Annotated in this window: 24 protein-coding genes; 8 read left to right on the forward strand and 16 right to left on the reverse strand. The window is 57.3% G+C overall.

The window, feature by feature from the left end:
* Positions 1-160: 160 nt before the first annotated feature.
* Positions 161-643: a serine protease inhibitor ecotin gene (eco, locus tag AOC04_RS09205; protein ID WP_060692642.1), complete on the forward strand. Its 483-nt coding sequence runs from the start codon at positions 161-163 to the stop codon at positions 641-643.
* Positions 644-769: 126 nt separating this feature from the next.
* Here eco and AOC04_RS09210 read toward each other — a convergent pair whose 3' ends face one another.
* The 10 genes from AOC04_RS09210 to AOC04_RS09255 form a co-directional block, all read right to left on the reverse strand.
* Positions 770-1,918, reverse strand: a complete 1,149-nt coding sequence (locus tag AOC04_RS09210) for a PQQ-dependent sugar dehydrogenase (RefSeq protein ID WP_060692644.1) — start codon at positions 1,916-1,918, stop codon at positions 770-772.
* 416 nt (positions 1,919-2,334) lie between these two features.
* Positions 2,335-2,841 (reverse strand): hypothetical protein, encoded by a 507-nt coding sequence (locus tag AOC04_RS09215; RefSeq protein ID WP_003445772.1) that lies wholly within the window; start codon positions 2,839-2,841, stop codon positions 2,335-2,337.
* Positions 2,842-3,040: 199 nt separating this feature from the next.
* A complete protein-coding gene (gene hdeA, locus AOC04_RS09220; RefSeq protein WP_060692646.1) occupies positions 3,041-3,355 on the reverse strand; it encodes an acid-activated periplasmic chaperone HdeA in 315 nt (104 codons plus the stop codon).
* A gap of 267 nt (positions 3,356-3,622) precedes the next feature.
* On the reverse strand, positions 3,623-4,660 hold the full coding sequence (locus tag AOC04_RS09225; protein WP_060692647.1) for a zinc-dependent alcohol dehydrogenase family protein: 1,038 nt from the start codon (positions 4,658-4,660) through the stop codon (positions 3,623-3,625).
* Between the two features lie 158 nt (positions 4,661-4,818).
* Entirely contained in the window at positions 4,819-5,172 is a 354-nt protein-coding gene (locus AOC04_RS09230; RefSeq protein WP_060692650.1) for a hypothetical protein, read from the reverse strand.
* Positions 5,173-5,424: 252 nt separating this feature from the next.
* Positions 5,425-6,732, reverse strand: a complete 1,308-nt coding sequence (locus AOC04_RS09235) for an MFS transporter (protein ID WP_060692652.1) — start codon at positions 6,730-6,732, stop codon at positions 5,425-5,427.
* Positions 6,733-6,910: 178 nt separating this feature from the next.
* Positions 6,911-8,251 carry an amidase gene (locus AOC04_RS09240; RefSeq protein WP_060692654.1) on the reverse strand — a complete coding sequence of 447 codons (1,341 nt, stop codon included), beginning with the start codon at positions 8,249-8,251 and terminating at the stop codon, positions 6,911-6,913.
* Positions 8,252-8,258: 7 nt separating this feature from the next.
* Complete coding sequence (locus tag AOC04_RS09245; RefSeq protein ID WP_060692656.1) at positions 8,259-8,936, reverse strand: DUF2848 domain-containing protein; 678 nt, start codon at positions 8,934-8,936, stop codon at positions 8,259-8,261.
* 23 nt (positions 8,937-8,959) lie between these two features.
* Complete coding sequence (locus AOC04_RS09250; RefSeq protein WP_060692658.1) at positions 8,960-9,649, reverse strand: GntR family transcriptional regulator; 690 nt, start codon at positions 9,647-9,649, stop codon at positions 8,960-8,962.
* A gap of 216 nt (positions 9,650-9,865) precedes the next feature.
* Entirely contained in the window at positions 9,866-10,141 is a 276-nt protein-coding gene (locus AOC04_RS09255; protein WP_060692660.1) for a DUF2798 domain-containing protein, read from the reverse strand.
* A gap of 130 nt (positions 10,142-10,271) precedes the next feature.
* On the opposite strand from AOC04_RS09255, the gene AOC04_RS09260 reads away from it, so the two are divergent.
* Positions 10,272-11,213: a LysR family transcriptional regulator gene (locus AOC04_RS09260; protein ID WP_060692662.1), complete on the forward strand. Its 942-nt coding sequence runs from the start codon at positions 10,272-10,274 to the stop codon at positions 11,211-11,213.
* Between the two features lie 25 nt (positions 11,214-11,238).
* On the opposite strand, the gene AOC04_RS09265 is transcribed toward AOC04_RS09260, so the two are convergent.
* The 4 genes from AOC04_RS09265 to AOC04_RS09280 form a co-directional block, all read right to left on the reverse strand.
* Positions 11,239-11,592 (reverse strand): hypothetical protein, encoded by a 354-nt coding sequence (locus tag AOC04_RS09265; protein ID WP_060692664.1) that lies wholly within the window; start codon positions 11,590-11,592, stop codon positions 11,239-11,241.
* 145 nt (positions 11,593-11,737) lie between these two features.
* Positions 11,738-12,559 (reverse strand): MinD/ParA family protein, encoded by an 822-nt coding sequence (locus AOC04_RS09270; protein WP_060692667.1) that lies wholly within the window; start codon positions 12,557-12,559, stop codon positions 11,738-11,740.
* Positions 12,560-12,625: 66 nt separating this feature from the next.
* Positions 12,626-14,305: a SulP family inorganic anion transporter gene (locus AOC04_RS09275; protein WP_060692669.1), complete on the reverse strand. Its 1,680-nt coding sequence runs from the start codon at positions 14,303-14,305 to the stop codon at positions 12,626-12,628.
* A gap of 717 nt (positions 14,306-15,022) precedes the next feature.
* Positions 15,023-15,790, reverse strand: coding sequence for a transporter substrate-binding domain-containing protein (locus tag AOC04_RS09280; RefSeq protein ID WP_060692671.1), 768 nt, complete (start codon positions 15,788-15,790; stop codon positions 15,023-15,025).
* On the opposite strand from AOC04_RS09280, the gene AOC04_RS09285 reads away from it, so the two are divergent.
* Positions 15,789-16,508 carry a GNAT family N-acetyltransferase gene (locus AOC04_RS09285; protein WP_237178901.1) on the forward strand — a complete coding sequence of 240 codons (720 nt, stop codon included), beginning with the start codon at positions 15,789-15,791 and terminating at the stop codon, positions 16,506-16,508. The genes AOC04_RS09280 and AOC04_RS09285 overlap by 2 nt on opposite strands.
* A gap of 243 nt (positions 16,509-16,751) precedes the next feature.
* On the opposite strand, the gene AOC04_RS09290 is transcribed toward AOC04_RS09285, so the two are convergent.
* Together AOC04_RS09290 and AOC04_RS09295 are read right to left on the reverse strand one after the other, a co-directional pair.
* Positions 16,752-17,330, reverse strand: coding sequence for a chorismate mutase (locus AOC04_RS09290; RefSeq protein WP_060692675.1), 579 nt, complete (start codon positions 17,328-17,330; stop codon positions 16,752-16,754).
* A gap of 162 nt (positions 17,331-17,492) precedes the next feature.
* Positions 17,493-18,194 carry a hypothetical protein gene (locus AOC04_RS09295; RefSeq protein WP_060692678.1) on the reverse strand — a complete coding sequence of 234 codons (702 nt, stop codon included), beginning with the start codon at positions 18,192-18,194 and terminating at the stop codon, positions 17,493-17,495.
* Positions 18,195-18,518: 324 nt separating this feature from the next.
* Between AOC04_RS09295 and AOC04_RS09300 the strand changes: the two genes are divergently transcribed.
* The 5 genes from AOC04_RS09300 to AOC04_RS09320 all read left to right on the forward strand — a co-directional run bounded on the left by AOC04_RS09300 (position 18,519) and on the right by AOC04_RS09320 (position 21,776).
* Positions 18,519-19,406: a serine hydrolase domain-containing protein gene (locus AOC04_RS09300; RefSeq protein ID WP_060692680.1), complete on the forward strand. Its 888-nt coding sequence runs from the start codon at positions 18,519-18,521 to the stop codon at positions 19,404-19,406.
* A 159-nt stretch (positions 19,407-19,565) separates the two neighbouring features.
* Entirely contained in the window at positions 19,566-20,123 is a 558-nt protein-coding gene (folE, locus tag AOC04_RS09305) for a GTP cyclohydrolase I FolE (protein ID WP_060692683.1), read from the forward strand.
* Between the two features lie 83 nt (positions 20,124-20,206).
* A complete protein-coding gene (locus AOC04_RS09310; protein ID WP_060692685.1) occupies positions 20,207-20,749 on the forward strand; it encodes a DUF3833 domain-containing protein in 543 nt (180 codons plus the stop codon).
* The gene (locus AOC04_RS09315; protein ID WP_060692687.1) at positions 20,746-21,456 is read left to right on the forward strand and encodes an SDR family oxidoreductase; all 711 of its coding nucleotides are present in this window, start codon (positions 20,746-20,748) and stop codon (positions 21,454-21,456) included. The genes AOC04_RS09310 and AOC04_RS09315 overlap by 4 nt, the downstream gene beginning before the upstream one ends.
* Before the next feature lie 14 nt (positions 21,457-21,470).
* Positions 21,471-21,776: a DUF6482 family protein gene (locus tag AOC04_RS09320; RefSeq protein ID WP_060692689.1), complete on the forward strand. Its 306-nt coding sequence runs from the start codon at positions 21,471-21,473 to the stop codon at positions 21,774-21,776.

Raw genomic sequence — 21,776 nt, forward strand, 5'->3', positions numbered from 1 at the left:
TCGGAGGAAAAAAGCAGTTTACTGGCAGTTCGACATTGGCGCGAAGCAATCTATCCCTGCAAGCGCAGCAGTTTTGCACTTAAATAGCCTTTTAGTTGTCTGATACAGCCCATAGATTCACTTGATCCACATTTTTAATGTTCTGAAATAAGGAAGCAGCATGAAACCACTCGTGATCAGCGCGGCCCTGGTACTTTCGCTGAGTACGCTGTGCGGCGTCGCCAACGCAGCCAAACCGGAGGGCCTGGCACCCTGGCCAAAAGCCGAAGCGGGCTACAGCCGACAAGTCATTCACCTGCCCAAGCAAAAAAACGAAGACGATTACAAAGTCCAGATCATTGCGGGCAAGACCCTGCAGGTTGACTGCAACCAGCAGCGTCTGGGCGGCAAGCTGGAAGAAAAAACCCTCAAGGGCTGGGGCTATCCGATGTACCGCCTGAGCAAGGTCAGCGGCCCCATGAGCACAATGATGGCCTGCCCCGAGGGCAAGGCACATCCTGAGTTCGTACCGGTGGTCGGTGATGGCTTCATGCTGCGCTACAACAGCAAGTTACCCATTGTGGTCTATGTGCCCAAGGACATCGAAGTGCGCTACCGGATCTGGTCGGCATCCAAGCAGATCAAACAGGCTGTCAGCGAATAAACACCCATGAATAACCCGTAGTCGCTGACGCGGAACGAAGGCTGCGATAAGGCATCTTTAACAGTGCGACCCCTGCGGGCTCGATCGCAGCCTTCGTTCCTTGTCAGCGACTACGGGCTCTGGTGGCTATTGCAAGCCGATGCGATACAACGCGCCGTTGCTTTCATCGGTCAATACATACAAATAACCATCCGGGCCCTGGCGCACGTCACGGATTCGCGCGTTCAGACCGCCCAGCAGGCGCTCTTCATGCACCACCTTGTCGCCATCAAGCTGTAGCCGAATCAGGTCTTTATCGGCCAGCGCACCGATAAACAGGTTGTGCTGCCAGGGTTTGAAGCGCTGCGCATCGTAGAACGCCATCCCGCTGATGCCGGGAGACTTCTCCCACACATGGTGAGGCCCTGTTGTCCCTTCTGCCGTTTTGCCCCGGGCTTCAGAGATGGGTTGCGATGAGTAGTCGATGCCATGGGTCGCCAGCGGCCAGCCGTAGTTCTTGCCACGCTCGATCAGGTTGATTTCGTCGCCTCCTTTGGGACCGTGCTCATGGCTCCAAAGCGTCCCGGTCCAGGGGTTCAAGGTGGCCCCCTGCTGATTGCGGTGCCCATATGACCAGATTTCCGGGCGTACCCCATCCTGGCCCACAAACGGATTGTCGGCGGGGACTCGTCCGTCAGGGTAGATCCGCACAACTTTGCCTTGCAGCTTGTCGAGATCCTGGGAAGCAGGCCGCTGATTATTTTCGCCAAGGGCAATAAACAGGTAGCCGTCACGATCGAAAACCAGGCGTGAACCGAAGTGGTTGCCAGTGGAGAGTTTGGGTTCCTGGCGAAAGATCACCTCAAAGTTGCTCAGCCGGGTCAAATCATCGGATAACCGGCCCCGGCCAACAGTGGTTCCCGCTTTACCGTCTTCACCACCGCCTTCGGCATAGGACACGTACACCAGACGATCCTCGGCAAAGCTGGGGGACAGCACTATATCCAGCAGGCCGCCCTGCCCTTTGGCCCATACCTGGGGAACACCGGAAAGAGGCGCAGAGAGTTTTCCGGCCGGGCTTACGACACGCAGGTTACCGGGGCGCTCGGTGACCAGAATACCTTGCTGGTCCGGCAGAAAAGCCAGCGCCCAGGGGTGTTGAAGGCCTTCCACAACAGGCGTAGCAGTAATTGTTCCCGTCTCGGAGGCAAAGGTGCGCGGCGCATCGGCATGGGCCGTGAAAGCCACACTGAGTAGCGAGGTGGCGCATAACGTGGCCAGGGTTTTTCTCAACATCGGCTCTTCCTTGGTCGATTAACGATTGTCTCGCGGCTGTAGCGATGGAGCAGTTGGCTTGATGGTGCGCGGCGGTGTCTGGCTGCGCGGGTAACCATTACCGATTTGCCCGTTTTCGATAGACGGCTGGCGTACCGCCGGAGCTGTCGACGGGCCTCTTGTCGCCGGCGTGGCGGGGATCGTGCCCTGTCGGCTGTTGGGGTTGATGCGCCGGATTGTATTGTCGGCGGGAGCAGAATTGGGGCTCAGGGTATTTTGAGCCACCCACCCGGCTTGGGAAGAGGTATCGGCCAGCGCCTGGGTGGCAAGTACAGATCCCAGGAGCAGGCATAAATAGCTGGACCGGATCATATTCATCATCGCCCCCGTGGTTTGTTCATCCCATTGATCATTTGAGGGGCCGCTCACTGACAGGTTCAATCTTCAGGGCCGATCTCTATGACGACTGACTCGCGCGCCTCCTCTAAAAGCGCCTGACGACAGACCTGATAACAGTCTTCGATATGACCGTTGCCGACCATTTTCATCACGCCAAAGCTGATTGTTGCTGCGACCGCCTGCCCCACAAAAGGGACAAAGCGAATCACCGACTTGGTCGCCACCTTGGTGCCCATCTTGCGTACCAGCGACATGACCAGCGTTCGACTGATGAATTTACCGATGACCTCACTGCCAATGCCGGAAACCGCAACCACAATCAGGCGCCTGGACCGCGAGTCCAGCCTCTCGATTTGCTGCGGGGTCAATCCGAACTTGCTGTTGATGGCCGGCAACATTTCCACCAGCAGCGCCACATCGGTGCCGATATCCAGGCCCGGGATCGGAATGGCAGCAGCACCCGCCGACACGGCTGAGCGCTTGGTGACCATGGACTTGCATTCGTCACGAATGCGATCAAGCTCAGCCAATGACCTGATTAACATAGGGTTCCCCCTGACAAATAGAGATAAAGCGGACGTAGTCTACTACGGCCTTCAGACCGCCAAGGCAGGTCTATTCTTGATGTAGAGGGTAGACGGGGCGAGAAATTCACAAGGACAGATGAGGTTTTTTTGCAGCGCACGGGTCAGGACCCGGAGGGGGGGGATTAGCCTGTACTCTCGTGAAGTACAGGCTAGCGCATTACACGTCTTTTTTGACTTTGGCCCACTCGGACTTGATTTTTTGCACGAAGGATTCTGTCGGCGTTTCCTTGCAGGCAGTGATTACCAGCGGGGTGATTTTGGCAATGCCGTCCACGTCCAGTACTGCATCCTCAACCTGGCCTTTCTTGTTCACTGCTTCACCCAGACCGATAGCAGTGGGTTGATAGCTTTCATCAACTGCCAGAAAATCCGCGCACGTCCATTTCGCAACAGGCTGCTTGGCATCAGCTTGTGCCAAGCCCGACAGTGCTACAAGACTGACAGCGCTCAACAGCAGAATGTGCTTCTTCATATGAATATTTCCCTATTATCAAAAAGAGTCGATGTATTTCTTCCTGCCGCCAAGAACATAGTAGTGAATGCATTAGCTGTCAAAAAATCACTACAACTTATTTATTCTTTCAGCGCCTGAAACACTATGAATTTTTATTTAAAAGACACACTAAACCCGAACAGAAATCACGTTATCCGTTCAGCACCTTTATTAACTAAGCCCCCAAGTTTCGCAGGATCCCGACACTCGGTCAGGATGCCTGCTGCATTGGGTATGCCGGGCCGTTTATTGAGAAAGAATGACCTTCATCGCCTTCTCCTTTGCCGCATTGCCGAACACCTCATACGCCTGAAGAATGTCGTTGAGTGCGAACCGGTGGGTAATCAGCTTGCTGGCATCGACCTTCCCGGACTGAACGGTCTTCATGAGCATGGGCGTGGTGTTGGTATTGACCAGCCCGGTCGAAATGGTGACGTTCTGGATCCAGAGCTTTTCCAGATGCAACTCGACACTTTTGCCATGCACCCCCACGTTGGCAATGCTTCCTCCAGGGGCCACGACCGACTGACAGGTATCGAAGGACGCCGCAATGCCCACCGCTTCAATCGCCACATCCACCCCGACCCCCTGGGTAAGCTCGAAGATGCGTTCAACTGCATTCTGCGTGTTGATATCAATCACATGGGTAGCGCCAAAACGCTGCGCGACTTCCAGACGGTTGGTATCGCCATCGACCATGATCAGCAAGGCGGGCGAGTAAAACTGCGCCGTTAGCAAGGCGGCCATACCCACAGGGCCCGCCCCTACTATCACCACACTGTCACCGGGCTTGACCTTGCCGGCGAGTACGCCGATCTCGAAGCCGGTTGGCAAAATGTCACTGAGCATCACCAGCGCTTCTTCATCCGCGCCGGCGGGTACCGGGTACAGGCTGTTATCGGCATGGGGAATACGCACATATTCGGCCTGGGTGCCGTCAATCGTATGGCCCAGAATCCAGCCGCCGTCAGCGCAATGGGAGTACATCTGGCGTCGGCAGTTAGGGCAGCTGCCGCACGAGGTAATGCATGAAATCAGGACATGATCACCGGGCTTGAAGTTGCGAATCGCCGGGCCCACCGCCTCGACCACCCCTACCCCTTCGTGGCCCAGCACCGTGCCTTTGGTGACCTCGGGTACGTCGCCCTTGAGGATGTGCAAATCGGTGCCACAGATAGTGGTGTGCAAAATACGGACAATGGCGTCGGTGGGCTTGTCGATGACCGGCTTGGCGATGTCAGACCAGGCTTTGGCACCAGGTCCCTGATAGGTGAGCGCTTTCATGGTGGCTTTCCTTAGTCAGATCAAAAAACAGCAGCGTTGGCGCTGATATCACTCAAGCGCCAACCCCAAAGTCGTTCGATGCAGTTAAGCAGCCTTTCGTCTATGCGCTCTTGCCGCAGGTCATAAAGTCCACTGTTACAGCGGCCGGCCTATCGCCCCTAGCCTTTGGATGACACCGAAAAGTCGGTTTCGCCTCTGGCGTCGGATTTGAGTTCAACCTTGTAAGTCTTGCGGGTGCCACAGCCGGAAACCTGCCAGGTTTCAACCGCTTTGCTGATCGACCCGGTAGGCGATTGCTCAATACTGGCAATCGTGGTGTCCACATTGCTGATGGACCTGCAGTTGGTCATGGCCGAGAACAGGCCCTGCACATTGACCAGCACATCCTTGCGCAGGACGGAGTCAGTGACCGACTGGCCGCTGAACGGTGGACTATGGGCGCAGCCCGTCAGCGAAGCGGCAGCGAAAACGATACTGATGAGTGCAAAGTGACACGTGTTCTTGATCTGCATATTCACTCCTTGAAACGGCTCCATGCCGTGCCTGAACCCCGGCAGCCTACCAGTATCGGAGCACCGCCGGTATCAGGCCCCCACCTTGCTCCATTAACTGAACGTTAGCGACTCGCCCGGATAACATGATTCAGGCGCGCCGAGGCGTCGATAAATAAAAGTATCTGCAGTGGCACCAAGGGTTTGATACTCGGTGGCCGTTTTTAATTATTCACCGCCATGCTCCATGGCCGGCTTTGCCATTAAATAACGTTAAACTTTACTGACTTTTATACCTTTGAAAAACAGCAGCAGTAATACCCCCGCCAGTATTTCAAAACCGGCCACCATATATAGACCGGCCGCCAGACTACCGGTCTGGGTTTTAAGCCAGCCGATCATATAGGGCGCCACGAAGCCCGCCAGATTGCCGATGCAGTTGATCAGGGCAATGCCCCCTGCTGCCGCAGTGCCTGCCAGAAATGCACCCGGAATTGACCAGAACACCGGGAAAGCCGCAAGAATGCCCATGGCCGCAACGGTCAAGGCGATGAGTGCCAGGACTGCGTTACCGATAAACAGGCCGGTGCAGATTAATCCCAGCCCTGCGAGGATGGCTGCCATGGCGCAATGCACCCGGCGCTCAGCGCTCTTGTCAGAATGAAAACCGTTCCACAGCATCGCCACGGTCCCGAGGATAAAAGGGATAGAGGACAGCAGCCCGATGTGCATAGTGTCGTCCACGCCCAGGGATTTGATCACCGAGGGAGTCCAGAACGCGATGGTGGCGTTGCCGCTCACCAGGCAGAAGTACACCAATGCACACAGCCACAACTTGGGGTAACGCAACAATGTGCGCAGGTCGCTGTGTTTACCCGGCGCACTGTCTTCACGGGCAATAGTGTCGCAAACCATTTTGCGCTGTACCGCGGTCAGCCATTTGGCATTGGCCGGTTTCTCCGGTAGATAGCGCAACACCAGAAACCCGGCGATCACCGAGGGAATACCTTCAAGGATAAACAGCCATTGCCAGTTGGCCAGACTGCCGACCCCCACCATGCGACTCATGATGAAACCGGCCAGCGGCCCGCCGACTACGCCGGCAATCGCGAAAGAGGTCATGAACATGCCGTTGATCTTGGCGCGCTGAGCCGCTGGAAACCAGTAAGTGAGATACAGCACCACACCCGGAAAGAAACCCGCCTCAAAGGCCCCGAGCAGAAACCGCAATACATAGAATGACCAGGCGCTTTCAACATAGGCCATGGCGATAGAAGTCAGGCCCCACATGATGGTGATGCGCGCCAGGGTGCGGCGGGCACCGATTTTTTCCAGAAGCAAATTGCTTGGCACTTCGAAAAAGAAGTAACCAATAAAGAATATTCCCGCTCCCAAACCATAGACCGCTTCGCTGAAACCCAAGTCCTGCAACATGGACAGTTTGGCAAAGCCGACATTCACCCGGTCAATCCAGGCCAGTACGAAAAGAAATACTAAAAACGGCAACAGGCGCCAGGCGATCTTTCGATAGACGGCACTGACTTCGGCCGCTACGGGGTCGAAGTCGAGCTCTGAATCCATTGTTGTACTTGGGTTGCTTCGGTTCATAAGTCATCTCGTCAATACGTTGCGCTGTGAACCCCGCCAGCCGATTTTCAGGCGAGCGCCGGCGCACGGTGGTTCGCCGTGGCGTTCAGGGATGAAAGCAGTAAGGAAAAATCAGGCAGGCAGCGCCTGCCCTCTAGTTAAAGGCAACGCATCAGGCGTTTCCTCGCAGCAATGCCTCTACCGCACGGGACACTTGCAGGACGCGCGCGTCTTGCCCGTGCAACCCCGCGATAGATAGCCCCACAGGCAGCTCTTCGGCGAGCTGGCACGGCAGACTCAAGGCGCAACCGTCGAGAAAATTAATCACGCTGGTATTGCGTAGCACGAGGCCATTGGTGGCGAAGAAGCTTTCGTCATCGGCAAGGTCCACCAGCGTTGGCGGTACCACAGCAACACTGGGCATCAGCCAGGCATCTGCATCGCCCAGACGCTCGCGGGCAACGCTAATCAGGCGCTGGCGTTCGGCTTGTGTGTCCAGATAGTCAGCAGCCCCAATGGCCGCACCACGACGAATTCGCTGGGCTACCCGCGCGTCATATTTGTGCGCATCGTCGCCTTCCAGCCAGTGGCGATGCCCCTGCCAGGCTTCGGCGGCCGTCAACCCGCCAGCGGCGTTAATCCGGGGCAACTCGTACAGTTCGGGGAAGTCAAACCAGCGGATGCTGGCACCCGCCGCGGCGAGCAGGTCCAGGCTGCGCTCGAAAGCACCTGCCACGCACGCATCCAGCTGATCGAGGACAAAATCGCGGGTCACCGCCAGGCGCAACCCGGCCAAAGGCGGTGTGCGGGTATCCAGTTGCTCGCCCGATAGAACCTGGTCCAGCAGAATGCTATCGGCGACACTGCGCGTCAGTGCACCAATGGAGTCCAGGCTAGGAGCCAAGGGGAAAGTACCGGTTTGCGGTACCCGTGAAGCACTGGGTTTGAACCCGGTCAGGTTGCAGAACGCTGCCGGAATCCTGATCGAGCCACCGGTATCGGTCCCCAACCCTGCGACTGCCATGTCGAGCGCCACGCTGACCGCGGCGCCGGAGCTGGAACCCCCGGCGATGCGCTGGGTTGCGCAAGGGGTCAGCGGCGTACCGTAGTGAGGGTTCAATCCCAGGCCGGAAAACGCAAACTCACTCATGTTGGTACGGCCCAGCAGAATCGCCCCCGCCGCTCGCAACCGCTGCACGACCACAGCATCGTCGCTGGCCTGCGGTGCATCGGCCAGCAGACTGGAACCGCTGGCGGTGACCTGCCCGGCCACATCAAACAGGTCCTTGATCGAGACAGGCAGCCCGGCCAGGGGCGACGGCACATAGCCCGAGGCCCGCGCCAGATCGCTGGCTCGGGCTGCCAGCAAGGCGCCTTGAGCATCGACGCTTATATAGGCAACCCCGCCCGCGGCGCGGTGTTCCTCGATGCGGACCAATGCCTGTTTAACCAGAGCCTCGCTGGTGGTGCGACCATCAGCCAGGTCCCGGGCGAGCTGTACAATATCTTTCATTGTCTGTTCACTCCGCCACAGGCAGCGACTCGACACCGTACTGGTGACGCAGGCTGCGGTTCAGTACAGGATCGAACAGTTCCATTTCAAAGGCTTCGCCGTAACCCAGCTCGCCAATCACCGATTGCGTGCCGCAGAACATCGCAGTGTCAGCAGGCAACGACGCAGCACTGTTGAGTTTGCCCAGCAAGGTTTGCGGCGCCAGCAAATTGGTTACCGGGCCTTGCTGATAAAGCGCCCGTTCGCCATCACGAACACGCCAGGTACGCATCACCAGTTGGTCCCAATGTTCCTGAACTTCGCTATAGCGCCACACTTGCTGCGCAATCGGCTTGTCGCACATCTGTTTGGACACCGTGACGTCATAGCTTTCAACCTTGCGATCCGTGTGATCCGAGCCCAGACCGATCAGCAGCCCTTGCTCACTTGGGATCAACACAAACTCGGTCTCGCCGGAAGAGTCCTTGCCCGGCACCTGGATGCACTCCCCGGTGTTCAGCAGGCTGGCCGATACCCGGTAGAAACACGGGATCTGCGTAGGGCGGCGCACACCCAGCGCTTCCAGTTCTGCAATGTGGTGCTCCACAGCTTCACTGTTACGCCCTGCCCAGCCGGCAATGATCAAATGCTTGATGCTGGCGTGGTGCTCACCTTGGCCGACGACGTTAAAAGTCAATTGAGTCATGAAAGAGTGCTCCGGATCGATGGTTAAAGGGTGCGCATGATGGCGCGACGGAAATCGTCGATGTGGTGATGGATCGCAGCGACAGCGGCATCGCCATCACGCTGCTCCACCGCCTCGAGAATGTGCATGTGCTCGTCGTAAATGCGCTGGCTGTGGTGGTTTTCCGACAGCGTCAGGTACCAGAAACGCGCCTGTTTTTCGTGAAGGTTGCGCAACAGTTCAGCCAGGACGCGATTGTGCGCGGCGGCTGAAATCGACATATGGAATTGCAGGTCCAGCGACATGAGCCCGGTCACGTCGTGGTTGGCCAGCAGCTGTGGGGTGCGCTCAAGAATGTCGCGCATCGCTTTAATGTCAGTGTCATGGGCACGTTCCACGGCCAGCTTGATGCACAGCTGTTCGTTGGAAACACGGACTTCGATCATATCCAGCACATCATTGAGCGACAGCGCGGTCACCATCACCCCTTTGCGCGGCATGATCGTGACCATGCCTTCCACCTCAAGGCGGTGCAGCGCCTGGTGGATCGGCGTTCGGCCAAGCCCCAGCAGTGCAGCCAGTTGTGCCTCGTTGATGGCGTCCCCAGGACGAAACTCGCAGCTGATGATCCGCTGCTTTATTTGCGCATACGCGAGCTCTCGCAGTTGGGCGGCGCTTTTGATCAGCGGCGGCGCGGACTGGAGATGGCTGGAAACATCAATGGATTTAGGCATTTTCACTCCTGATATTCATCTGATATATCAGATGAATATCAGACAAAGCAAAGCCTGTGCCAGACTCTGCGCAATGACTGAAAACGCCGGTTTATAAGGGATCAATGACAGTTGCGATGGGCACGGGCATGCCTTGATGGGTGTTACTTGTTACTTTTTTGCCCGGTTCTGGACCCGCACGCACTGTTTCTGTGCGAGCCCAAAGATCTGCAGACCCTAGGGGTGCGGCAGGACAGTGACAGACACTAGCCTGACCACAACAGGACGAACCACAAGAATGCACAGAAAGGCCACAGGCATTGCCAGGCGATAGGCACTCAGGGCATTGCTAAGGTAATTCACATCAATTCCCGAGTTGGCTGCCGTGATCACCAGCGACATCAAAAACGCCATGATGGCCGACATGTAGAACGCAAATACATAGGGAGTCATGCGTGCAGAGAGCCTTAACCGACTGAAAAAACGGGTGCCTGAAGAAGTATTTGAGTTCATGTCCAACCTTTGTAATCTCGAGTTCCAGGGAGAGACACACCCTATCAAGAACAAAAGTAAGCAACTAGACGGCTCTCTCTGCTTACTTTACAAAGGAAAACTTACGAATCGCCTTTGTTCAGGATCAGCCATGAATCTACTCGCGGCCATTGCCAGCTTTATCAAAGTGGTTGAAACCGGCTCCATCGTGGGAGCGGCGAAACACCTGGGGCTCAGTGCCGCAGCCGTGAGCCAGACGCTCAATCGCCTCGAGGAACACCTGGGCACCCGCCTTCTGCTACGCACCACGCGCAGCATGGCGCTCACCGAAAGCGGAGCGCTCTACTACGCCAAAGTGCAGCACATCATTGCGGATCTGGAATCGGCCCACTCTGCCATCAGCGAGCCTGATACCGAACTTCAAGGCCGATTGTGCATCGCCTCCACTGCTGCGTTCGGGCGCCATGTGCTGGCACCGCTGGTTGCAGGCTTTGCCGCACGCTACCCGCGCCTGACACTCGAACTGTGCACCACCGATAGCAAAATCAATCATATTCAAACAGGGATTGATCTGAGCCTGAGGATCAAGCCGCAACTGGAAGATGGAATTGTCGCGCGCAAGATCGTCTCCGTCCCCTTCCTCGTCTGCGCCGCCCCCTCTTATTTGGAGCGGGCGGGCTGGCCTGACTCCCCGGACCAACTCCAGCAACACGCCTGCCTGGGCTTTCGCTATCCGCTGGATGGGCGCTTCCTGCGCTGGGGTTTTATCCGCGACGGGCAACATTACTATGCGCCACTCAATGTGACCGCCATGAGCGACGATATTGACGCCCTCGCCCGAATGGCCGCCCATGGTGCCGGTATTGCCCGACTGGCAGAGTTTGTGGCCGCGCCTTTTATCCAGTCCGGACAGCTGGTCACCCTGCTGGAAAACAGTCATGCGCCAAAAGAGTCCAGTACCGAGCCGCTGGACATCTATGCCTGTATCCAGGATCGCAGTGCCATGACCCCCAAGGTGAAAGCGTTTCTCGATTACTTGACTGCCCACCTGGAACAGCGCTGGCCGAAGGCAGAGCTTTTTGCCGCGCCCTGATCAGACTGGCGGGGGGCAATGACAACTATCCAAGGTTGGGCGGGCTGGCAGCAGACGCGGCATCTTTGCAAGACGGGTTGAGGTTTTTCCCGGTCAACGAAAGAGGCCGCAACTTCGAATACAGCCAAAGACCCACTACGCAAGCGCTGCCCAGAATTACGCCAAAAAACAGCGCCAGAAACAGGCCGAGGAAAATCCCAGCCAGAATCGCCGAAAACCCATGCACCTGTTGTCCGTTCCAGCTGACCGTATCGAAACCGAAAAAGGCCAATACCCCGAGCACAAGGCCGACCGTCCCGAGTGACGTGACCAGCCCGATAAAAAACAGTTTGTAGATCGAGCCGGCACTCAGTCTCTGCACTGCAAATGTTGAGAACATTCGATGACCTTCTGACGTTTTATTTACACTCCAGGGCGCCTTGCAAAACATTGCTGCCCATGACTGCGCAACGCCCTGCTGCTCGTTTTCAGGCTAGTAGAGCGCCAGGCATCCAGCCACCGGTAGCGCTGGATGCCAGCTGAGATTACCTTAGCGAATTTTGAACAAGCCCCTCGACGAAGAACTCGATATGCCCGCGCGGGCTGCCCTGCATAGGCCAGGTGTCGATATTTTGCGCAATGGCCCTGAATGCTTTTGCACTCTTGGAGCGCGGATAACTTCGGTACACGGCTCGCTGTTGAAGCACCGCCTTGCGCATGTCCAGGTCGTACGGGATCGCGCCCACATACTGCAGCGTGACGTCCAGAAAGTTGTCGGTGATCTTGATCAACTTGGCGAACAGCCTTTGGCCGTCCATTGGGGTGTGCTGCATGTTGGCCAGAATCCGGAACCGGGTTATTCCGTAATCACGATTAAGCAGTTTGATCAGGGCGTAAGCATCGGTAATGGACGCCGGCTCGTCACAGACCACCAACAAGACTTGCTGCGCAGCGCGAACGAAACTGACTACCGATTCGCCAACCCCCGACGCGGTATCAATCACCAGCACATCGAGCGTGTCAGCGATGTCACTGAAGACCTGGATCAAGCCTGCGTACTGCGCAGGCGACAAGTGTGCCAAGCTCTGGACACCCGATGCAGCGGGGACAATATGAACCCCACCGGGCACTGGCATCATCACATCGGCCAGCTCGCAGCGACCTTCCAGCAGATCGGCAAGTGTGTACCGCGGGGTCACGCCCAGCAGTACACCTATATTTGACAACCCCAGATCAGCATCAAGCAGCACTACCCGCCTGCCGAGTTCCGCCAGGGCCAACGAAAGATTCACTGCCACAGCCGTCTTGCCAACGCCCCCCTTACCGCTGGTTACGGCTATGACTTGTACAAAATGCCCGCTATCCATAATGCCTTTTACCTTCCTTGAGCGACGTGTAGGCGTACACGTGGCTGCGAGGGTAACTGAATAGCACTAGTTGTGGCTGTTTCGTTGCTCCCCTGCGCCCTGCAGCGCCAGTTGCACCGCGTCGTCGACACTCAAGCCGGTTAACAGCACATAGGGGTAGGCTGCCTCTGGCAACGCTTGCAACACTTCACGCGCTTCATGCCGCACACGGGCCAGCACCAGCCTCCTGCCCTCAGCCCGCACCTGAGTAAAAAACGCGGCCAGGGCTTCGATACTGGTGCCATCCAGGTCCGGTGATTCTTCCAGGCTGAGCACCACCGTCTGTATCGGAACCGTCGCCCTGCGCATCAAGCCTGAAGCGGCCTTGAGAATTCGCTCGGCATTGGCAAAAAACAGCGCCTGGCCGGGCCGTAGGATCAGCAGGCCCGGTATCTCCCGGGCATCGGGATGGTGCAGGCGATCGACAAAGTCATGGCCATCCCCCATGCGCCCAAGCACCTGCGTATCCGCAGATGACATTTGACGCAGCATCAGCACCACACTGATCGCCACAGCCACCAGCAAACCGTCCAGCACACCCAGTACTACCACCGCCGTGACGGCAGCAACTACCAGTAACCGGTCACGTTTCCAGATGAAGTAGCGGGCCAAAGGCTGCAGGCTCAAACTGCGGCCCAGGGCATAGATGACAATGGCCGCCAGTACCGGCTCCGGGGTCAATGCCACGAAGGGCAACACGGTGAGCACAATAATCAGCACCACAAGAGCTGCAAACAGCCCGGCCAGGCGCGAGGTGGCACCGGCTGCTTCATTGGCTGACGTCGCCGAATAGCCCGCACCGACCGGCATCCCGTGCAACAGCCCGGACACCAGATTAGCCGCCCCCAAGGCCAGCAGATCACGGTTGGAGGACACACGGTCAGTATGCTTGAGGGCAAACGAACTGATGGAGCCATAGGACTCTGCGTACAAAATCATGACCATGGCAAACGCCAACTCCCCCAGGCGCAGCCAGTCAGCGAACGGCAAGCGCGGCAAATGGCCCAGTTCCAGTTGCAGGTCGATCACACCGATCAAGGCCACTCCGTGGGCCTGCAAATCCAGCCACTGCCCGGCGCCAATTCCGAAGATCACCACCAACAGCCCGCCCGGCAATGACCGAACCCGCGCGCACAGCCACAACAACAGCAACGAACAACCCGCCACGGCAATTGCAGGCCAGTTCCACCTGGGCAGTTGGTCCAGTAACTGGGGTAAAAAACGGATCAGGTTGTTATCCGCCAGATGCACCCCGGCCACGCTGGCCAGTTGCTTGAGAATGATCGTCAGCGCCAGACCGAAAGCAAAACCACGCAGCACTGGCCTGGCAATAAAAGAGGTGACGCCACCCAGTTTGAATAGTCCGGCCAACAGGAAAAACACTGCACTGGTGAGTACCAGCCCCATCGCCAGTGACAGCCTCAGGGCTGAATCTCCACCGGCCAGACTGGCCGTAGCGGCTGCCAGTACCGCCGCAGACGATGATGTAGCAGACACAATGGCATAACGACTGGTGCCAAGCAGGCCGTAGCACACCAAGCCGGCAAACAAGGCAATGACACCCGCCTGGGGAGGCAACGCGGCAATGCTGGAATAGGCCACCGCCTCGGGAAGCAGCAAACCGGCGATGGATAAACCGGCCAGCAAATCCTTGAGGCGATTGGTTGGCGGCGAGGAGCCGGTGTCTGCGTCGGGTAGAGTTTTCAATCGGTGCGTCCCATCGGCAGATAACACTCTTACTGGCTTTGCGCCGAAGCACAAAAGTTTGCCCGGGGCCGCAGCACATTCCTTGCGCTTAAGATTTTCCAGAGCTCGCGCATCATGGCACGGCGCACGCTAAATAGCCGACCTCCAGCGACAAGCATAATCTTCACGCCCTCAGATGCCGAAAGGCGGACATCGGCAGATTTATCCGAAGGCTCATAGCGCTCAAACGTGACCGGGGTTGTCAGCCAATGATTTTTCTACGGCTCACACAAAATACGGCCTGATGCTCTCCTGCATCAGGCCGCAGTGGTTCTAACTCTGTGGTAAACCGACTCCGCCTCTTAGAGGCAGGGCAAGGGGAACGATGCTGCGAATGCAATGCTAGTAACGGTGATACTCCTGGCCTGCGTGATCGCGCCCACGATCTTCATGGTCGCGTCCACGATCATGCCCATCGTGCCAATAAGGCCAGCACCCTCCCAGTAGCAATGCTGCTGTTAATGCAAAGATCCAGACAGTTGTTCGTTTCATGTGAGTACCTCCGGCCAGACGAAGCCTGACCCAGTGTTATTTTGATTGCGACACACTGAAGAGGTTCACGCGGGCTCGCCCGGTATTTTACTTGTGCCGGGCTCTTCGCCAGTGCTCACTGCGCGCCCATTTGCAACCTGCACAATGTCGCGGACAGGTTGCTGAGCCTGCCCTGCATCACACTGCTTACTCCGACATTTTCCACTGTCTGGCGAGCCGACTTTTTGATTCCCCGGACAACAATGTATTGACCGCTTCCAGCAAATCCAGGTTGTCCTTGTCCATCATATAAACTTTGTCGCTTGCTGTTCCGGGCAGGATGTTGGGGGTCGACACACAGAAAATACCCGGCTCTTGGCTCTGGTAATAGTCGCCTTCAATCAAGTCGGTGAACATGACGTCTGCACTGGCGCTGCGAATCCCCTGCAGGCTGGCAATATTATCCTGAGCACGGACAATCTGCGCTTGCCTGATGTGCTTATCGACATACTCCTGGTTAGTGCCCCCCGGGTTGACAGTGACCCGCACGCCCTCGCGATCAATCGCTTCCAATGATTCAAACTGCCTGGTTTTGACGCATTGGGTCATGGCGATCTTGCCATTCTTGACCACCGGTGCAGAGAGCCCGAACTGGCTTTTTCTGGCCGGCGTCTCAGTAATCCCGCCCATTGCGATATCGAACTTGTCTGCTGCCAGGTCAGCTGACAGTGTTGGCCAGCTACTCAACACGAATCTGACTTTGAGTTGCTGTTCATTGGCCAATGATCGCGCCATATCAATATCAAAGCCGACCAGTTCACCTCGCTTGTCGTGAAAAGCCAGCGGCGCATAATCCCCGGGCACGCCTACCCGCAGTTCTGCACTTTGCTTGATGTCCTGCCAGCTTCTGGCGACCGCAGCCTGGGTAACTGACAGCGAGAGCAGGATCAGACATCCCATATACGTTTTTTTCATGACTTCCCACCTGGATACTGAAGTTATTTTTATAAGGGCTTTCAGGGTGCCGCCAAGGCGCCGGGTGTTGTCCAGGCCTAAGCACCCGCATGGACGCAGTGGCCGTATTGCTGCGCATCCTGTAGATATTAGCTTTCACCCACTGAAGCGATTATCTGTTCAACCACAGGCCCCGGCACACATGAGAATTACAAAAGCACCAGAAGTCGATTATCCGGGTATTTCTCTCCGCCAGCTGGAGCGCACAGATATACCGCAATGGTACGCGTACCTTTCAAAGCAGCATGTGGTTCAACACACCAGCTGGAACTTGAGCTCAGAGAGCGATCTGCTGCCCATGTTCGACGCAATAGACTCCACGCTTTTTACCTCGATAAGACGGCTGGCAATCATTGACGGGGTCAATGACAACCTGATTGGAACCATCGGATTGCACTCGATATCAGAAGCCAATAAAAGTGCAGAAGTGGCTTATGACCTGGCGCCTGAATGTTGGGGCAAAGGCATTGCCAGTGCAGTTTGCTCGGCATTTACACAATGGGCTTTTTTAGAGTACGGCTTCATTCGGGTGCAAGGCACAGTGCTTGAAACCAACCTTGGCTCGGCCAAGGTTCTAAGAAATAGCGGATTTCAGTTCGAAGGCAGGTTGAGGTCATTCAGGATCGTGCGCACAAAACCAGGCAACTTCGATATGTATGCACGCCTGAGTACTGATTGACCAGGGCGACCCGTATTTACGTAGCCGCCCCCAGGCATAACAGGCCCGCTCTACGATTGAGCGGGCTTTTTTATGCGTCCTGCATCGCCGGAGCGGCTATCAATCTCGAACCGCTGCGCGCCGAGCGAAAATCTTCCGCGTTTCCGGGAGCGCTCGGCGAATGGACAAATCCCTGATCCCTGCGTCTGGCCTCAAGCCTCGGTGCGCCAGGCGCTACCCATGGGGCCGGCCACGCAACCTGTCCTAACGGGGCTTGCCCCCTGAGCACAGTTCCCCGGTCACACGGATCAATGCCAGCTTGTGTAATGGATCCTTGGCCAAGGCTGAACGTGCCTGGTCCACCCAGCGTGAGCAGCCCGGGTCGTTGCGATAAGGGGCAAAAGCCGCGTAGTGCTGCAACAGACGGGTTTGCAGTTCATCCAGCTGCGCCCGGATCTGCGTTGAGAGATCGGAGCGCGGGACATCCGGAGCTTTGCCGGCGGCCTGCCATTGAGCCAACAGTCCGTATTGCACCAGCTTGTTGCCCTCGATCTGGGCAGCGAGCAGTTCGGCCACGGCATCCGGGTCAAGCTGACGGGCTTTGGCCAACACTCGGGCATTGCCGATGACTTGTGCTTCGCGAGCACTGTCCTGGATCGGCTTGCCACTGTCCCATTTGCTGAGGGCGACCTGGTCCGCGATGTTCAGTCGCTCATCCATGGTTGCGAGCAACAGGTTCAGAGATTCAGGTGCCGGTGCAGACGGGCTGGCGTGGGCGTTACCAATGGCAAGGCTGAGGGCGCAAGCACCAAGCAGACGGGAAAAAACGGTACGGCCGGACATGGACGGATCCTTTTCGCTTGAATAGTCAAAAACTCCAAAACAGCCGGCTTTTATACTGATAAATATCAGCGTGTAACAGCTCTGAGGTGCGCCTGATCAATGTCCGCTCAGGCCTGGCAGAACACAAAATGCAATACGCCGAGCCCCCGATTCAACCCGCTTTCAACGATGCGGGTCTTGCCGGGGCTCAAGCTGCGACGCAGTGCCCATTGCGCCGCCTGCCCCACCGCCACCGCCACCGCCACCGCCTTTAGCGCCGCCCTTTGAATCGCCCTTGTCGCCTTTGCCGCCACCCGAAGAAGACGGGCGAACCGGCCCTTGCCTTGGAATCGAAAGCGCTGCGGGAATAGGGTCAAGATTAAGCACCACACGAATGAAGTCACGCAGGGAAGTAACCAGTTCGGCTGTATGAATGGGGCGGCCGGCCACAAGCTCAGTGGCAGCAACCGCGGCCAGGCGAACCTGTTCCTCGGTGCCCAGCAAAATAATGTCGGAAAGCGCCGCTTCGACGGCATCGCGTACCCGCCTTGAGCGGTCGCCATTGCCTTGTCCGGCAACAGATTGCAACGTCTCGCTGTCGGCGGCCGGATCCAGGCTGGCGGCGGCAGTATCAGCCCTGCGACGCAAATCCCGCAGATGTGTGGGATCGACTGCAAGGTTTCCGGTGAATGAACCACCCAGGGTTTTGTAAGCCGCGATGAGCGTGCGCAACCGTTCGTTGATTTGGCGGTTTTCCCGCTCCCGCCGTTGCTGGATCGTATGCATTGCGAGCAGTCGGATACCGACACCGATTACGGTTATCAGGACTAACCCCAATAGCGTTGAGAGGATGCCCTCCCAGGAACTGAAATCCAGATTGCGCATACTGACTCCAAGGCTCGAGCGGGAGGGATCATCCTGCTTGTGGGTAGGACACTCTAGCAGCTGGAACGGATAGCTTCGGGAGTGCATCCCGACAACCTGATGTGCACCGCCACGACCCCGCCCATGGATTGCGCCACCAGGGCCTTGGGTCTGTCGATTTTAGCGAGCGCGAACAATGCCAGATGCTTGAGGCTGGTCACATTAGGATTAGGTGGTTCATGCCTTGGCGTACCGGCGAGGGTCTGGCTCACCTGCAGACGATTTCACACAGTGGATGAGATATCTTGTCGAACTGTCGATTCGCTCAACATGCCAGGGAAGCCAATGCTCAGCTCACTCGTGTCAAATGGTCTGCTACAAACCCCTGACCGATTAGAGCCGATGGTCCCCTGGTGGAGTTTTACCAAAACAGTACTGGCTGCAACAGCCCTGTCGTTGGTACGGGACGGGCTGATCAGGTTGGACGACCCGGTGCTTGATCAGCCCTTCACGCTACGCCAGCTACTGCGCCATGAGGCAGGTCTGGCTGATTACGGCGAACTTGCGCAGTATCACGCCGCCGTTTCCAACAATGAGCCCGCCTGGCCGGCCAATGAAATGATGCAACGTCTTGACGGTACTCAACTTCGATACAGTCCCGGAACCGGTTGGCGTTACTCCAATGTGGGCTACTGGTTCATCGCCAGGCTGATTGAACGGCTAACTGATCTGACGCTTGATGACGCGGTGATTCAACGGGCACTTTGCCCTCTGGGCCTGTCGAACGTTCGCTTTGCCAAAACGCGAGCAGACTTACAAACGACCCATTCTGCAAGCGCCTCAAATTATGACCCCGCCTGGGTTTATCACGGTCTGTTGATCGGCCCGACTTCTCAAGCAGCGCTATTTCTGAATCGACTCCTCTGCACAGACCTGCTCTGCCCGGGCTTGCTCCTGGAAATGCAAACAGCACGAAGATTGGGCGGCCCGATTCCCGGGCGCCCTTGGATCACCCCGGGCTATGGTCTTGGTGTGATGCAGGGGTCGATTGACGGCGGATATTCCCTCTGCGGGCACACAGGTTGCGGCCCCGGCAGTGTCATTGCTGTCTACCGCGTTTGCGACGGCGATGCATCGGCGTGTAGCACTGTATTTGCGGCCGGCGCCAGTGAAGGTGCCGTCGAAGCCATCGTTGTTGAACAGTTGATGCAAGCTCTGCGGCAGCGGGGTTGAAAGGTGAGGTTTTCGCATCTGCACAAAAAAATTGCCGATTGATTGTCAGGTGATTTTTTTCAGCCTATCTTGAACAATACCTATACAAGGCACTTAGCCTCGTATAACTATTTGGCAATGGATTGGCACTCACGCTCATCACCGCTGCGAGAAACTTGAATGAACCCACTATTAGCCAGCCATTACCGTGAAATTCTCGTTGGCGTCGGTGAAAACCCCGAGCGCGAGGGGCTGTTAGACACGCCCAAGCGTGCCGCCAAAGCGATGCAGTACCTGTGCAATGGCTACACGTTGAGCCTGGAAGACGTCACCAACGGTGCCTTATTCGAGTCGCAGAGCGATGAAATGGTGATTGTGCGCGACATCGAGCTTTATTCCTTGTGCGAGCACCACATGCTGCCCTTTATCGGCAAGGCGCATGTGGCGTACATGCCTACCGGCAGGGTACTGGGATTATCAAAGGTCGCGCGCGTGGTGGACATGTTCGCGCGTCGCCTGCAGATCCAGGAAAACCTCACCCGCCAGATTGCCGAAGCCATCCAGCAGATCACCGATGCCGCCGGTGTGGCGGTGGTCATTGAAGCCAGGCACATGTGCATGATGATGCGCGGGGTAGAGAAGCAGAATTCGGTCATGACCTCCTCTGTGATGCTGGGCGCCTTCCGTGATAGCTCGACGACGCGGCAGGAATTCCTGCAGCTCATCGGACGACGATAAACCTGTACAGGGGGCTACTAACCGTACAACCCCATGGTTCAAGGCTTGACCCTCATCACCGGTGTACTCCAGGGAGTAAGGCAATGACCCGATTTTTGCTGTTAGTGGCACTGGTACTCAGCGTCGCGAGCTGCTCCAGTGTGGATGTCGCCCGTTATGCGGATCAGCAACCGGCATTGAACCTGGAGCGTTTTTTCAGCCAGCCCGTCAAAGCCTGGGGGATATTTCAGAAGCGCAGCGGTGAGGTTGCCAAGCGTTTCGAGGTCAACATCGTCAGCCGTCGCGAGGGCAACAACCTGATTCTCGACGAGCGCTTCCTGTACAGCGACGGCACCCGCCAACGCCGCGTCTGGACCCTCACGCCAGAGGGCCAGGGGCGCTGGAGCGGTCGCGCGGATGATGTGGTGGGTGTCGCCAAGGGCCAAGTCGCTGGAAACACGTTGCACTGGCGTTATCGCCTGAACCTGCCGGTCGGCGACTCGAGCTACGAAATGAGCATGGACGACTGGATGTACTTGATGGACGAGGACACGCTGATCAACCGCACCCGTATGTCCAAGTTCGGGGTAGAGGTCGGCCAGGTGACCTTGTTCTTCCGTCGCCAGGCCGTCGGAGCGAGCCAATGAACCACACATTGACTATGGCCTCGCTCGGCGACGGTTATCGCGCGCTGGTGATCGGCGCCAGTGGAGCCCTCGGCACGGCCTTTTGCGAACTGCTCAAACAGGATCCGCGCTGTGCCGGAGTTCGCGCGCTGGGGCGCCATACCGTTCCCGAGCTGGACCTTGAGCGACCCGAAACGATTGCCAGCGCCGCCACCGAATTGGCAGCCGAAGCGCCCTATCAACTGATCGTACACGCTACCGGCCTGCTCCATCGCGACCGAATCAAGCCGGAAAAAAGCTTCAGCGCGATCGAGCCAGAGGCGCTGCAGGCCGTGTTTCAAGTGAACACGTTGGGGCCGGCATTGGTGTTACGCCACTTTCTGCCGCTGCTCGAACCTCGGGGTGCGATGGCGATGCTTTCGGCGAAGGTCGGGAGCATTGGCGACAACCGTCTGGGCGGCTGGTACGCCTATCGCGCCTCCAAGGCTGCGCTGAACATGCTGATCAAGACCGCCGCCATCGAACTGGCGCGCACCCGGCCGCAAAGCCGCTTGCTCAGCCTGCACCCGGGAACGGTTGTGTCGGGGTTGTCGCAACCTTTTCGCGGAGCCACCAATGCCCGCCCGGCAGACATTGCGGCGGCCCAATTACTGACCTTGATTGACCAGTTGACGCCGGCCGACAGCGGCCATTTCTTTGCCTACGATGGAGAACGCCTGCCCTGGTAGGCAAGGAGTGAAGCATGAACCTGCACACCCTCATCGAACATGCGGCCAACAGCGAAATACGCGAGCTGGAACTGCTGTCACTCGAAGGTGGTTTTTATCTGGCACGGATCCGTCTGGATCACGGCCAGTTCACCTTGCTTGATAATGCAGCCAAGCCGATGCACCTGCGTTCGATCTCCCACCTGCGTGAATTGCTGCAGAGCGTGCCGGCCTTTCCTTGCGTGATGGTGCAGCAGTGCGTGCACGACGAAATGTGCGGCCGGGATACAGGTCCTGTCGAAGAACTGCGTATTCCGTTTTCGCTCACCACGCCATTGTGA

The sequence above is a fragment of the Pseudomonas versuta genome, assembly GCF_001294575.1.
Lineage (GTDB): Bacteria > Pseudomonadota > Gammaproteobacteria > Pseudomonadales > Pseudomonadaceae > Aquipseudomonas > Aquipseudomonas versuta.